Raw genomic sequence first — 13851 nt, forward strand, 5'->3', positions numbered from 1 at the left:
CCTACATTTAGTCGTAGGCGCTGCCGCAGGCTGCGATCTTTCAGGCGTTGGCGGTGTTATGAGGTTTGTTCACTTGCTGCCGCTTCAAGCAGTCGCGTCTCACGCATTCCCAAACCACGGGACAGCGCGGTAGCTTCGTAGAAGATTTTGCCGTTGAGCTGGTCGGCGACGGCATCGCTGTCACCGCCGGCCGGGCCACGCCCCCAGGTCACGACTTCGCCGCTGGAGGTTAGCGCGGCAAAGGCATGGGTGTTGCCATAAATGGCGCGGACGTTGACCAGTCTGGCCGCAATGGCGTCCGGGATTTCACCACCTCGATCTGCAGCGCCCCAGGCTACCACGGTGCCGTTGGCCCGCAATGCGGCAAAAGCAACTCCTCCGCATACCACCTGGACGATGTCAATCAGTACTGCAACCCGCTGCGGAATTGCCACGTTGCCCCATCCCACTACGCGCCCACTTTCGAGCAGTGCAACGAAGGAATCGTTGCAACTCGTTACCGTCCTTATATCAGTGCGCTCTGCGATTGGTTTAGGAACGCTTGCCCCCCACCTCCCGTGCCCCCAGGCAACAACACTGTTATCACTGAGTCGCGCAGCAAATGCTCGGTAGGTACTGGTCAACTCAGTAATGTCTGTAAGCATTTCAATCTCGGTTGGCAGGGGGCTCACATACCAGCTGCTACCCCACATCACTACCGCACCATTGGCACGCAAAGCAGCAAAGGCGTAGGCGTTAGCGACTATATCAACGATGTCAGTCATTTTCCCGATGAACTCAGGCACATTACCTCCGAAGCTTTGGTGCCCCCAAGCCACCACCGACCCATTGGACAGAAGCGCAGCAAAGGCGTAGAGGCTGCCAATAACTTTGACAACATCCCTCAGGCCAGCTATCGGCTCTGGAAGTGTTGCCCCAGAACCAGGATCTCCCCACGCCACTAGACTCCCATCGCGACGTAGCGCGACAAACGCATAACCGTTGCCGCTTACCGCTACGATATCGCGCAAAGGACTGATGGGTTCCGGCACGTCTCCCCCCATCCCCCTCAGCCCCCAAGCCACCACCGCACCACTGGCCTGACGTGCCGCCAAGGCATAACCGCAAGCACTCAGCGATATGGCATCGGCAATGGCCGGTAACGAATCCCCCAGATCCCCACCACGGGCAGGCTTACCCCATGCCACCAGAGCTCCACGCTCAGTCCGTGCCGCAAAGGCCGCGTTGTTTGCGTCCTGTCCGGATATAAAATTCCCGTTCCCGCACAGGTTCTGCGGATTGATCGTCACCTGATCATCACTTATCCGCACATGCAGCAGCCGGTCCGGTCGAGTGTCACGGAACGTCGTGCCACTGACCTCGCCCTCCTCGCCGTTATAACGCCACCAGGCCCTGACCGGCTGGCGGGTGGTTGCATCCAGCGCGGTCAGCCACGCAGTCCCGCCGCCATACATCTGGTAATTACCGCGCGAGCGCGCGCCCATCACCAGCAAGCGTCCCGTCCCCAGCGATGCACGCACGTCATAAACCGCCACCCGCGAATACTGGCGACCACCGGGCTGGCGCACTACGGTGCAATCCAGCGAGATTTCCCGCCCGACGTTGGCCAACACCACCGACTGCGGCACGCTGACCAGTTTGTCGCGCCCCGCTTCTCCGCTCTCCACGCGAAACGGCACGATCGCCGTGCCGCCGCCGGCACCGCCGATCCAGCGGATCTCGCCGCTGTCGCCCACCCTCAAGCCATACGCCGCAGCCAGACGCACGGTGGCACCTACGGATGGCACCGCGCTCGCATCAATCTGGTCACCCCGCGCGTCGTCAATTGAGGGAGGATCGAAATCCAGCAGGGCATTGCCGACCCGCAAGGTCAGTGGAAAGGAGTAACCCAGGGTCTTGCCGTTACGCACGATGAAATAGTCGATGACAATCCGCCGATTGAGGTTGTTGGTCACAAACTGTTTAGGCACCGTGAACGGCACTTCCTTACCCGCAGTTTGCGTTGTAAGAGGCAGTGAGCCAGTGGTGCTGCCGTTACCGCCCGTACCGCGCCAGCGATAATTCACCAGGTCTTCGGGCAGTGTCTGCAGATACGGCACAATCAATTTACAGCCCAGCGGCGGGACGGCTTCCGGATCGATCAACGACGTGCCAGGCACCGCCTCTTCCACGCGCGGCGTCACGAACAGCGGTTGCACCTCGCCCACCAGCATCTCGAACGGCAACGACTCGCGCACGTTGAATGTCGCCTTATCATCGTTGGCGACGGTATAGAACACCGAGACCTTCAAGCCGTCGAAACGCTGGATCTCCGCGTTCGAGACATTGCGCAACACCGGCTCGTCCTCCGGCACATCACCAACCGGGCGCGGGTCTTCGTAATAGACGATGCCGCCGCCGGGACGCGTGGCCTCCCAGATCAGCGTCAACAGGTCACTGGCGGCGCGTCCCGCAAACCATGGAATGCGCACGGTCGCCCAGCGTTCGTCCGGGTTCAGCGTACCGGCAGGGGCTTCGTCCACCGTAGGAGACGGCAGTCGGAAGGTCTCCCCCATCACCGAAATGCCGACGGTCTTGAACGGCCGATCGGCCACGCCCGTGCGCTTGAGTATGTAGGAGACACTGGCCCGGCCTTTGGCAATGGCTCGTACCTTGTCGTTCGGGACAGTGAACATCAGCGCAACACCGACTCGTGTCACCGGCAGCTCTACCGGGCCATGGTCGATCGATGCGCCCTCGGCGTTGATTCCTCGCCAGGTCAAAGCGACGACGTCCTGCTCCTGGAAGGTGCCAGCGGGGGTATTGACCAGAACGTTCACGTCGTCATCGTTCAATTTGTCGAGGTCGATTTCGTAAGTCTGCGGATCGGCCTCCAGCACGATAGGCGCATCGAGACGATTTCCTTTCAGATCCACCACGACTAGGTTTGGTGCCGACCACGGGGAACGTGGATCGGGATAGTTGCCACACTCATCGATCACCTGGTACATCACCATCACCCCGGCGCTGTCGGCCGCCTCTACGATCAGTGCTTGATCGATGGTCACGATCAGCGGGTTGTCGTCAGGGTCGTCAATATGCTTTTGCTCGACATAGACCTCTTTCTCTACGCGGCCCCACGCCACTTTGACACGGTCGTTGATACGCATGAAGGGATACGGCAGGATCGTGATCGGCACACCCGCCGCGGCCTCCTCGGGGCCGACGCCGTTGTCGATGATGCTTTTGGGGATGTGGTAGCGCAGGTTCTGGTGGCCGGGCATTGACAGGTCGTCATCGAAGCCGCCGGGGCGATCCAGTTTGACCAAAAACCTTTGCAGCGGTGTTGACTCAGGTTCCTGAAACGGCCGGGTCACTCGATAAAAAACCGGATAGGCGTCCCCCCTGCGGATATGCCCCTCATCGATGACCCCTTTGACGATTTCGTTTTCATCTTCCGTCTCGATGTCTTTGCTCCAGACCCGCGTCTGCCGGTCGCCCCAGAACACCTCAAGCAGATCACCCGCCTTCATGACCAGCCAGGGAGAGACCAGAAACTCGACGCCTCGCGCCACAGCGTCCACCGGCAAACCACCGTCATAGCCCTGCACGGGAGTCGTGGCTTTGGTGATCCTTATGGGCCTGAGCGCGCTCACGCCTGGATCGGAAGACGTAGAGGCTGATGGTGATTGCGTTTTCATACAAGCAACTCCTCAAGTGACAGAAAGCCCCGGCCTGACGCCTTGGCGACCGCGCTATCCCATCACCCGATGCTGTCGGACCGCTACTGTCAGATCTGACAGTAGCGACAGACGGCATCGGCCATGACCTCCTGATCTTTCAAGCCTTTGGGCAAGTCCGCCCGTTTGCCAGTAAACTCCCCTCTCTTTAGCCGCCCATCATTTCCCCGCGGCCATCACTATTTCTGTAGCGGAGTCCACCTTGCGTCTGTTCCACACCTCCGACTGGCACCTTGGGCAAAACCTGCACGGCCAGGAGCGCGATTTCGAGCATGCGTGCTTTCTCGAATGGCTGCTGCGCCAACTGCAACTGGCGCAGCCGGATGTGCTGCTGATTGCCGGGGACATCTTTGACACGGTCAATCCGCCGGTCAAAGCCCAGGAACGCCTTTACGACTTCATCGTCAGCGCCCACGAGCAGCAACCGTTGCTGACCATCGTGATGATTGCCGGCAACCACGATTCCGGCTCGCGCATCGAGCTGCCGGCGCCGTTGATGCGCCGCTTGCGCACCCATGCGCTGGGCCGGGTGTTGTGGCTGGATGACGGCCAGCTCGACGCCGAACGTCTGCTGCTGCCGCTGCCGAATGCCCAAGGCGAGATCGCCGCGTGGTGCCTGGCGCTGCCGTTCCTGCGTCCGGCGGAAGTGACTGGCGCGCATCTGGGCGACAATTATTTGCGTGGCATCGGTCAGGTGCATGAATGGCTGATCGAAGCGGCGAATGCCAAGCGCCAACCGGGTCAGGCCTTGGTCGCCATCAGCCATGCGCACATGGCTGGCGGCTCGGTTTCGGAAGACTCCGAGCGCAGCCTGATCATCGGTAACGCCGAAGCGCTGCCCGCCAGCCTGTTCGGGCCGAGCATCAGTTACGTCGCCCTCGGTCATTTGCACAAGCCGCAGAAGGTCAACGGTGAAGAGCGCATTCGCTACAGCGGCTCGCCGATTCCGTTGTCGTTCTCGGAGATCGGTTATCAGCACCAGATTCTCGACATCATCCTCGACGGCGAAACCCTGGTCAGCGTTGAGCCGAAACTGATCCCAAGGTCGGTCAACCTGCAACGCATCGGCCCGGCGCCGCTGGCGGAGATTCTGCTGCAAATGGCCGACCTGCCGAATATTGATCTGCTCGCTGAAACCCAGCGCCAGCCATGGCTGGAGGTGCGCGTGACCCTCGACGAGCCCCAGCCGGATCTGCGCCATCAGGTGGAAAACGCCCTGCAAGGCAAAGCCGTGCGCCTGGTGCGGATTGCCGCCGAATACGCCGGCAATCGCGGTGCTGACGGTGCCGAAGAAGGCAGCGCATTGATCGAACTCGATCAACTCACCCCGCAGGAACTGTTCAGTCGCGCCTGGCTCGACAATTACGGCAACGAGGTCGATGAACAGACGCTCAAGGACTTCGCCGAACTGCTGCAAGACGTGCAACTGGAGGGCGAGCAGCCATGAAAATTCTCGCCATTCGCTTGAAGAACCTCGCCTCGCTGGCCGGGCCGTTCGAGATTGATTTCACCGCCGAACCGCTGGCCAGTGCCGGGTTGTTCGCGATCACCGGGCCGACTGGCGCGGGTAAAAGTACCCTGCTCGACGCGCTGTGCCTGGCGCTGTTCGGTGCGGTCCCGCGCCTGAACAACACCGGTCGCGACGCCAAGGTGCCGGACGCTGACGGTGAAATCGCCACCGGCGACCCGCGCACCTTGCTGCGGCGCGGCACCGGCGAAGGGTATGCCGAGGTGGATTTTGTTGGCGTCGATGGCCGCCGTTACCGTGCGCGCTGGGAAGCCAACCGCGCCCGGGAAAAGGCTGGAGGCAAGTTGCAGGCCAGCCGTCAGAGCCTGCGTGACATCGATCAGGATCAACTGCTCGCCAGCCAGAAAGGCGAATACAAGACCCAACTCGAAGCCGCACTCGGTCTGAACTTCGAACAGTTCACCCGCGCCGTGCTGCTGGCCCAGAGCGAGTTCAGTGCGTTTCTCAAGGCTGACGACAACGACCGCAGCGAACTGCTGGAAAAACTCACCGACACCGCGCTCTACACCCGTCTCGGCCGCCGTGCCTTCGACAAGACCAAAGAGGCCCGCGAAGCGCACAAGCTGCTGCAGGATCAAGCCACCGGCGTTACCCCGCTCGCCCCCGAAGCCCGGGCCGAACTGGATGAGCGTTTCAACGCTGCCCAGCAACAGCTGAAGTTGCAGCAGGCGCAACTCAAGCAACTGGAACAACAGCACAGCTGGCTCAAGGATTTGCGCCAGTTGCAGGACGCGCAGCAAGCGGCTGCCGAACAACTGCACAGTGCGCAGCAACAGTGGGAAAGCCTGGCCGGCGAGCGCCTGAAGCTGACGCGCCTGGAACAACTCGCCCCGCAACGGCACCAATTCGCGCGCAAGACTGAACTCGATGCGCAGCTGACGCCGCTGGCCGCACAAATTGCCGCGCACACCGAGCAACACGGCGAACTCAATGAGCGTCAGACGCAACTGGAGCAGGCGCTCGATGCGGCAAAAATCGCCCTGACCGAAGCGCAGCAACGGCACAGCGAAAGCGCCCCGCTGCTGCGTCAGGCTTTCGAAGAGCAGAGCACCCTCGCCCGCCTCGCCAAAGACACCGCCCTCAGCGCCGACGCGCGCCAAGCCGCCGAGCAGGCCTGCACGCAAGGCCAGAGCACCATTCAAGCCTTGCAGGAAAAACAGGCTGAAGTTGCTCAACGCCTGCAAAAAATGGCCGCCGAGCTCGAACAAAGCGCTCATCTGGCACCACTCAGCGATGCATGGAATGCCTACCGCGATCGCCTGCAACAGTTGATGCTGATCGGCAATCGACTGAACAAAGGGCAAGCCGAACTGGCGACCCTCGAACAGAATGCCGCGCACAGCGCCGAAGCGCTGGCCACGCAAAAGCAGCAACTGGAAGTGCTGTTCAAAGAGGCCGGCGCCGAGCCGGATGCCGTCGCCGAGCAGATCGGCATCCTCGGCACTCTGTTGCAGGACAATCGCAAACAACTGCGCGCCATCGAAGACCTGACGCGGCTTTGGGCCAGTCAGCAGGAGCTGGAAAAACGCGACGCCGAGCTGCAACAGCGCCTGCTCGATGCACAGCAGGAACGCGAGCGCCTGACCCAGGATGGGGTGAAAAGCAAAGCCGAACTGAGCGTCGCCGAGCAAACCCTCAACGTCACCCGTGAACTGCTCGAACGCCAGCGTTTGGCGCGCAGTGCCAGTGTCGAAGAGTTGCGCGCGCAGTTGCAGGATGATCAGCCGTGCCCGGTCTGTGGCAGCAACGAGCATCCGTATCATCAGCCGGAAGCGCTGCTGCAAAGCCTCGGCCGACATGATGAATCCGAGCAGGCCAGCGCGCAGCAAGCGGTGGATCAGCTCAAGGAAAAACTCACCGACTTGCGCGCTGAAGTCGGCGGCGTGATCGCCCGGCAGAAAGAGCTGTTGCAACAGCAGGAACAATTGAGCGCCCAGCTTCAGGCCTTGGCACCGAGCCTTGAGGCACATCCGCTGGCGCCACAGTTGCTGAATCAGGACGCCGATAAACGCGACGCCTGGCTGGCCCGGCAAACCGCTCAGTTGAACCAGAGCATCACTCAGGACGAGCAACGCCAGAGCGCCCTGCTCACCCTGCAACAGGATGCGGCGCGCCTGACCCAGCAACTGCGCAACGCCGAAACCGCGCATCAGCAAGCGGCGCAGCACTTGAGCAACCAACAACGCGAACTGAGCAGCGACCGTCAGCGTCTCGACGAAGAGCTCAGTGCGTTCGCCAGCCTGCTGCCGGCCGACACCCTCGAAGCTTTGCGCATCGAGCCGGCGGCAACCTTCATGCAGCTGGATCGGCAAATCGCCGAGCGTCTGGCGCAAGTCGAGCAGCAAAAGGAAGAGTTGGCCGAACAGCAACAACGCCAGCAAACCCTGGAGAAAGAACAGGATCGCCAGCACAGCCGCGTCCAGCAACTGCAAAGCGCCGAGCAGCAATTCAGCACGCTGGCGGCGCAACAACAGGCCTGTCAGGCGCAACTGGCGCAACTGTTGGGCGAACACAGCAGCGCCGAGCATTGGCAGCAGCAACTGGAACAGGCCGTGGAGCAGGCGCGCAACGCCGAAACCAGCACCGCTTCGGAACTGCAGAACGTACGCACCCAACTTGTGCAGATCAGCGCCGAACTCAAGGCGCAGCAGGAACGCTTGCAGGCGCTGCAAAGCGAAGACGGCGAACTGACGCAGAAGATTGCCGACTGGCGCGCGCACCATCCGGAGCTGGATGACGGCGGCCTCGAAGACTTGCTGTGCGTCGATGAGGCGCAGCTCAGCGAACTGCGCCAGCGCTTGCAGCACAATGAAAAAGCCATCGAACAGGCCAAGGTGCTGCTGCAAGAACGTGACCAGCGCCTGGCCGATCATCAGGCGCAGCACAACGGCAACCTCGATGCCGAACAACTCGCCGGCGCCCTCGCCGACCTGCAACAGCAGTTCAACCTCAGCGAGCAACAGTGCGCCGAACTGCGCGCCGAACAGGCTGAAGATCAGCGCCGGCAAAACGCCAACCAAGCGCTGGCGCAGCAGATCGCCGACGCCTATGCCGAGTATCAGCGCTGGGCGCGCCTCAATGCCTTGATCGGCTCGGCCACCGGCGACACCTTCCGCAAGATCGCCCAGGCCTACAACCTCGACTTGCTGGTGCATCACGCCAATGTGCAGTTGCGCCAACTGGTCAAGCGCTACCGACTCAAACGCGGCGGCAGCATGCTCGGCCTGCTGGTGATGGATACCGAAATGGGCGACGAATTGCGCTCGGTGCATTCGCTGTCCGGTGGCGAGACGTTCTTGGTGTCGCTGGCTCTGGCGCTGGGGCTGGCATCGATGGCCTCGAGCACGCTGAAAATCGAATCGCTGTTCATCGACGAAGGCTTCGGCAGCCTCGACCCGGAGTCGCTGCAACTGGCCATGGACGCACTCGACGGCTTGCAGGCGCAGGGGCGCAAGGTCGCGGTGATTTCCCACGTCCAGGAAATGCACGAACGGATTCCGGTGCAGATTCAGGTGCAACGCCAAGGCAACGGCTTGAGCACGCTGGAGGTGAAATGAACACACTGTATTCGTTCCGCCGCTGCCCCTATGCGATGCGCGCGCGAATGGCCCTGCGTTATTCGGGCGTGCCGGTGGAGATCGTCGAAGTCAGCCTCAAGGCCAAACCGGCCGCGATGCTGGCGATCTCGCCCAAGGGCACGGTGCCGGTGCTGGATGCGGAGGGTCGGGTGATCGATGAGAGCCTGGAGATCATGCGCTGGGCGTTGGCACAGAATGATCCTGACAACTGGTTGCTCGGCGGTGATTCACGGATTGCCGAATTGATCGAAGCCAATGATCAGGTGTTCAAGGTGCATTTGAACCGTTACAAGTACGCCGAACGCTATCCCGAACAACCGATGGAGGTTTATCGGGCTGAGGGCGTGTTGTTTTTGCAGAGGCTGGATGGGTTGCTTGAAGGTCGGGATTATTTGCTGAGTGATCATCCGTGTCTTGCGGATATCGCGCTGCTGCCGTTCGTTCGGCAGTTTGCGCATGTGGATCGCGAGTGGTTTGCGCAGACGCCTTATGTGCGGTTGCAGGTGTGGTTGCAGGGCTTTCTTGAGTCCGAGCTGTTCACGGCGATCATGAAGAAGTAACCCGAACTCCTGGTACCGAACTCCTTGTGGCGAGGGGATTCATCCCCGATGGGCGGCGAAGCTGCCCTGAAATCAGACACCTCGGTGTATCAGAATAATCCGGTTCGCCGGGACTGGGGCCGCTTCGCGGCCCATCGGGGATGAATCCCCTCGCCACAATGGTTCGCTCAGTCTAAGCCAGCACGGCGCACATGCCGAGTGCCATGCAATCCACTTCGAAGGGGCCGAGAAAATCGGCCGAGACTTTTACCGGTGGGTTGCCGGCCATCAGCCCCAGGGTATTTGCCCGTTCGATGTTGTGCGCAATGCTGTGATTAGCCTCTATGGCCCGTGCCAGCGCGCCGACCGAGCCTTGGCCGAAGCCGAGCAACGCCGCGCCATTGGTCATCAGTGCCAGCCCGGCGATGACCCAGAGTCTGTAGCCTTTCATGCGCCGCCCACTCCTGCGAGTTCAGCACGATCAACCAACACGTCTGCGCGGTGTTCGAACTGGATGCCGGGGTGTGCGACCTGGATCGGGGCATCGAAGCTGTGTTGAGTCTGCGAGGCGAGGCTGACAAACAGCACCAAGGCCAGGTAAAGACCGATGGCCAGGTAGGCGCCGCGCTTGGCTGAAGTGATGATTGAACTGGCCATGATGTTCTCCGTGGGCATGTTTCAGTGCCGTCAGGATCAATCAAAAAAGCCGTGGTAACCACTCAGGGTTTGCCATAGTAAACATCAGCTTGGTTGATTATTCAGGCCTTCTATCTCAGCGTTGGAGAAAACCTATCGAGCAGGTTTTTTCGATCACGCAAATGTGTAGGAGCTGCCGAAGGCTGCGATCTTTTGACGTTGAAGATCAAAAGATCGCAGCCTTCGGCAGCTCCTACAGGGAGTTGTTCGAAGCGGGCATTTCAGTGTTGGGCTTTGTGATCCAGCGCGGCGTAGAAGTTGGCGCTCTGTTGCAGGTATTTCTGGGTGTAGCTCTGGGTGTGGGATTTTTTGCTGCTGACTTCAGCGTTGGCACTGGCTGGCAATGCAACGGTGGCAGAGATGGCGGAAGCGGCGATAACGGAGAAGAGATTGAAGTTCATGGCGGTAACCCTCGTGTTCGGTTGGCTTGCTTTGCCCGGTTGGGCCGTGAAGCAAACTTAACGCTCGAGGGTTGATCGCTTGAAATGCTTTGTAGCATTACCGGATATCAGCGCGATTAATACAAAGAGACAGGCCCCGCAAACCGGGGCCTGTGGCTTATTGTCGCACTAGAAACTTCAGGTCGCTCGGGGCGTCCATCGGCAGTTTTTGCACGGTTTTGCCAAGCAGACCGGTCTTGGCATCGCGCTCGACGACAACAATTTCGTTGCTCTTCTGGTTGGCGACCAGCAGGAATTTGCCACTCGGATCGAGGCTGAACTCACGCGGGTGATCACCTTCCACCGAGCGTTTTTGCAGCTCCTTGAGCTGACCGGTCGCCGGGTCGATGCTGAACACCAGCAACTGATTGGCAGTGCCACGGTTGCTGACGTAGAGGAATTTGCCATCCGCCGAGGCATGCAGCGCCGCACCGGCCTTGTCCGAAGTCGGTTGGCCGGCAGCCAGATCGACCAGTTGCGTCTGGGTCAGCACGCCGTCGTTGTAGTCGAACACAGCGACCTGTGCGCTCATTTCCATGGTCAGCCAGGCATGTTTGCCGTCAGCACTGAACAGCAAATGACGCGGGCCGCTGCCGGCCGGCAAGGCAATCGAAGCGGTTTTTGCCGGGGTCAGCGGCAGGTCCGGGTTGGCCTTCGGGTCAAATTTGTAGATGAAGACCTTGTCCGCACCGAGGTCGTTGGAGAACACGTAGCGGCCATCCGGTGAGGAAACGGTCGAGTGCACGTGGTTCGACGCCTGACGCTCGGGGTTGACCCGGCTCGCCGGGTGCGCGCTCATCTGCACCACCGGTTTGAGCTTGCCATCGGCACCGACCGGCAACACCGCCAAGGTGCCACCCGGATCTTCCATCACCGAATAGTTGCTGACGAACAGGTGGCTGGCGTCGCCGCTGAGGCTTGAGTGGGTCGGTTCGTTACCCAGGCTCTGCACCTGATTGATCAGGGTCAGGGCGTGGGTCTTCGGATCAATCGAGTAGCTGCTGACGCGACCGACAGGGTCTTTCTGGCCGGGGCCGTTTTCATTGACCACGAACAGCCGATGCTGGTCTTTGGACAGGGTCAGCCATGACGGGTTTTCGCTCTTCACCACTTGCAGCGGCTTGGCAGCGATCTGGCCGGTGGCACTGTCGAAATTCATCCGGTAGATGCCCTGGCTGGTACCCGCCGTGTAGGAGCCGACCAGCAATTGATAGTTCTCGGCGCTGGCACTGGAAAGGCCCATCGCACCGACGCTGCCGGCCATCAGCAGCGGCCAGAATTTACGCATGTTCATCAGTTTCATCCTCGTCATCGCTGCTGCTGACTACATCACCGAGGCAGACCAGACGGTGCTCGCCGGTGGTTTTGGTGTCGCTGGCGTAGCCAATGATCAGCCAACTCTGCAGGTCTTCATCAAACGTCGCCGCTGTAACCTGCGCCGGGGTGAACTCCCAATGCTTGGCCGTGCGGCCATCGATGCATTCGATGTGCAGATTGTCGTCTTCGTCGAGGGCGAATTCGAAGGCGTGCAAGCCATCGATTTCGACCATGCCGCAGTGTTCGAGGGCGTTGAGAAGGGTTTGGGCAGTCATGGCAAACAGTCTTTCTTAGGGGGGAAAGGGCCAATGATAGCTCATTGTCGTGCCCGGCCCTTGTAGGAGTGAGCCTGCTCGCGATGGCGGTGTGTCATCCAACCAAGATGTCGAATGTGAAACCGCTATCGCGAGCAGGCTCACTCCTACAGGGGATTTGCGGTGTGAGTTAGAAGGCGTCGCGCGAAGGCTTGCCATCCACCAGACGCTGAATGCGCAGCGGATTGCCATTCTTCAGCGGTTCCGGCAGCAAACTGTCGGGGTAATTCTGGAAACACACCGGACGCAGGAAACGATCAATCGCCAGCGTCCCCACCGACGTGCCGCGCGAGTCGGACGTCGCCGGATACGGCCCGCCATGCACCATCGAGTCACACACCTCGACCCCGGTCGGATAACCATTGAGCAGGATCCGCCCGACCTTCTGCTCAAGCAACGGCGTCAGTTCCGGGAAGCGTTCGAAGTCGGCCTGCTCGCCGATCATCGTCGCCGTCAGTTGGCCGTGCAGGCCCTGCAGCGCCGCGCTGAGCTCGGCCTTGTCCGCCACTTCGACGATCACCGTGGTCGGGCCGAACACTTCCTCCTGTAGCACTTCATCGCTGTTGATCAATAGGCTGACATCGGCCTTGAACAACTGAGGCTGCGCCTGATTGCCCTGCTGCGGCTGACCCGCCAAATGCTCAATGCCGGAATGCGCCAAGAGTTTCTGCAAGCCTTTGCCGTAGCTGCCAAGCGTGCCGGCGTTGAGCATGGTCTGCGCCGGTTGATCGCCGATCAGCCCGGCCACTTGCTGGACAAACGCGCTGAACTGCGGCGAGCGAATACCAATGACCAAACCGGGATTGGTGCAGAACTGACCACAGCCCTGCACCACCGAGGCGGTCAGGTCGCGGGCGATCGATTCCGAACGCGTGGCCAGCGCCTGCGGCAAGACGATCACCGGGTTGATGCTCGACATCTCGGCGAACACCGGGATCGGTTGCGGCCGCGCCGCCGCCATGTCGCACAGTGCCCGACCGCCCTTGAGCGAACCGGTGAAACCGACGGCCTGAATCGCCGGATGCTTGACCAGCCACTCGCCCACACCGCCGCCGTAAATCATGTTGAACACACCGACGGGCATCGCAGTTTTTTCGGCGGCGCGAATCAGTGCATCGGCGACAAGTTCAGCAGTTGCCATGTGTCCGCTGTGGGCCTTGAACACCACCGGGCAACCAGCGGCCAGCGCGGCAGCGGTATCGCCACCCGCAGTGGAAAACGCCAGCGGAAAGTTGCTCGCGCCAAACACCGCCACCGGGCCGAGGCCGATGCGGTACTGCCGCAGATCCGGGCGCGGCAACGGCTGGCGATCCGGCAGTGGCAGATCGATTCGCGCGCCGTAGAAATCACCGCGCCGCAGGACTTTGGCGAACAGGCGCATCTGGCCGCTGGTACGCCCGCGCTCGCCCTGAATCCGCCCCGCCGGCAACGCGGTTTCACGACAGACCACGGCCACGAAATCATCACCCAACGCATCCAGCTCATCGGCAATCGCGTCGAGAAATTGCGCGCGGCGTTCAGCGCTGAGGCTGCGATAGGGCGGGTACGCTGCGGCGGCGGCTTTGGCGGCGGCATCGACTTCGGTTTCAGTCGCCTGAATGAAATCGTACGGCAGGTGTTCGCCGGTAGTCGCGTCGACGCTATGCAGTTTGACGTTGCCCGCGGCACTGCGCTGCCCGCCGATGTAGTTGTGACCGAGAATCTGAGTCATGGGAGCTCC

At 61.1% G+C, this 13851-nt stretch carries 10 protein-coding genes; 3 read left to right on the top strand and 7 right to left on the bottom strand.

Features of this window, described 5'->3' with window-relative positions; genetic code table 11:
• Window positions 1-56 precede the first annotated feature (56 nt).
• Complete coding sequence (locus V9L13_RS08775) at window positions 57-3680, bottom strand: hypothetical protein (protein ID WP_338802221.1); 3624 nt, start codon at window positions 3678-3680, stop codon at window positions 57-59.
• Between the two features lie 241 nt (window positions 3681-3921).
• On the opposite strand from V9L13_RS08775, the gene V9L13_RS08780 reads away from it, so the two are divergent.
• Genes V9L13_RS08780 through V9L13_RS08790 form a run of 3 tightly spaced genes read left to right on the top strand, consistent with a single transcriptional unit; the run spans window position 3922 to window position 9385 of the window.
• A complete protein-coding gene (locus V9L13_RS08780; protein ID WP_338802222.1) occupies window positions 3922-5166 on the top strand; it encodes an exonuclease SbcCD subunit D C-terminal domain-containing protein in 1245 nt (414 codons plus the stop codon).
• Complete coding sequence (locus V9L13_RS08785) at window positions 5163-8804, top strand: AAA family ATPase (RefSeq protein WP_338802223.1); 3642 nt, start codon at window positions 5163-5165, stop codon at window positions 8802-8804. Before V9L13_RS08780 ends, V9L13_RS08785 begins: the two co-directional genes overlap by 4 nt.
• Window positions 8801-9385: a glutathione S-transferase gene (locus V9L13_RS08790; protein ID WP_338802224.1), complete on the top strand. Its 585-nt coding sequence runs from the start codon at window positions 8801-8803 to the stop codon at window positions 9383-9385. Before V9L13_RS08785 ends, V9L13_RS08790 begins: the two co-directional genes overlap by 4 nt.
• A gap of 172 nt (window positions 9386-9557) precedes the next feature.
• Here V9L13_RS08790 and V9L13_RS08795 read toward each other — a convergent pair whose 3' ends face one another.
• The 6 genes from V9L13_RS08795 to V9L13_RS08820 all read right to left on the bottom strand — a co-directional run bounded on the left by V9L13_RS08795 (window position 9558) and on the right by V9L13_RS08820 (window position 13842).
• Entirely contained in the window at window positions 9558-9815 is a 258-nt protein-coding gene (locus V9L13_RS08795; protein ID WP_201137394.1) for a hypothetical protein, read from the bottom strand.
• A complete protein-coding gene (locus V9L13_RS08800; protein WP_338802225.1) occupies window positions 9812-10021 on the bottom strand; it encodes a hypothetical protein in 210 nt (69 codons plus the stop codon). Before V9L13_RS08800 ends, V9L13_RS08795 begins: the two co-directional genes overlap by 4 nt.
• A 260-nt stretch (window positions 10022-10281) precedes the next feature.
• Window positions 10282-10461 carry a hypothetical protein gene (locus V9L13_RS08805; protein WP_003225702.1) on the bottom strand — a complete coding sequence of 60 codons (180 nt, stop codon included), beginning with the start codon at window positions 10459-10461 and terminating at the stop codon, window positions 10282-10284.
• A gap of 157 nt (window positions 10462-10618) precedes the next feature.
• The gene (locus V9L13_RS08810; protein ID WP_338802226.1) at window positions 10619-11794 is read right to left on the bottom strand and encodes a lactonase family protein; all 1176 of its coding nucleotides are present in this window, start codon (window positions 11792-11794) and stop codon (window positions 10619-10621) included.
• On the bottom strand, window positions 11781-12092 hold the full coding sequence (locus V9L13_RS08815; protein WP_103522086.1) for a DUF5629 family protein: 312 nt from the start codon (window positions 12090-12092) through the stop codon (window positions 11781-11783). The genes V9L13_RS08810 and V9L13_RS08815 overlap by 14 nt, the downstream gene beginning before the upstream one ends.
• 169 nt (window positions 12093-12261) lie before the next feature.
• Window positions 12262-13842: an aldehyde dehydrogenase (NADP(+)) gene (locus V9L13_RS08820; RefSeq protein ID WP_338802228.1), complete on the bottom strand. Its 1581-nt coding sequence runs from the start codon at window positions 13840-13842 to the stop codon at window positions 12262-12264.
• Window positions 13843-13851 lie beyond the last annotated feature (9 nt).

Origin of the sequence: Pseudomonas sp. RSB 5.4, assembly GCF_037126175.1 — a bacterium.
Lineage (GTDB): Bacteria > Pseudomonadota > Gammaproteobacteria > Pseudomonadales > Pseudomonadaceae > Aquipseudomonas > Aquipseudomonas fluorescens_H.

Bases quoted from the DNA above. Each gene is read 5' to 3' on its own strand.
- V9L13_RS08775 (WP_338802221.1), bottom strand. From the start codon at position 3,680: ATGAAAACGCAATCACCATCAGCCTCTACGTCTTCCGATCCAGGCGTG.
- V9L13_RS08785 (WP_338802223.1), top strand. From the start codon at position 5,163: ATGAAAATTCTCGCCATTCGCTTGAAGAACCTCGCCTCGCTGGCCGGG.
- V9L13_RS08790 (WP_338802224.1), top strand. From the start codon at position 8,801: ATGAACACACTGTATTCGTTCCGCCGCTGCCCCTATGCGATGCGCGCG.
- V9L13_RS08795 (WP_201137394.1), bottom strand. From the start codon at position 9,815: ATGAAAGGCTACAGACTCTGGGTCATCGCCGGGCTGGCACTGATGACC.
- V9L13_RS08800 (WP_338802225.1), bottom strand. From the start codon at position 10,021: ATGGCCAGTTCAATCATCACTTCAGCCAAGCGCGGCGCCTACCTGGCC.
- V9L13_RS08805 (WP_003225702.1), bottom strand. From the start codon at position 10,461: ATGAACTTCAATCTCTTCTCCGTTATCGCCGCTTCCGCCATCTCTGCC.
- V9L13_RS08810 (WP_338802226.1), bottom strand. From the start codon at position 11,794: ATGAACATGCGTAAATTCTGGCCGCTGCTGATGGCCGGCAGCGTCGGT.
- V9L13_RS08815 (WP_103522086.1), bottom strand. From the start codon at position 12,092: ATGACTGCCCAAACCCTTCTCAACGCCCTCGAACACTGCGGCATGGTC.
- V9L13_RS08820 (WP_338802228.1), bottom strand. From the start codon at position 13,842: ATGACTCAGATTCTCGGTCACAACTACATCGGCGGGCAGCGCAGTGCC.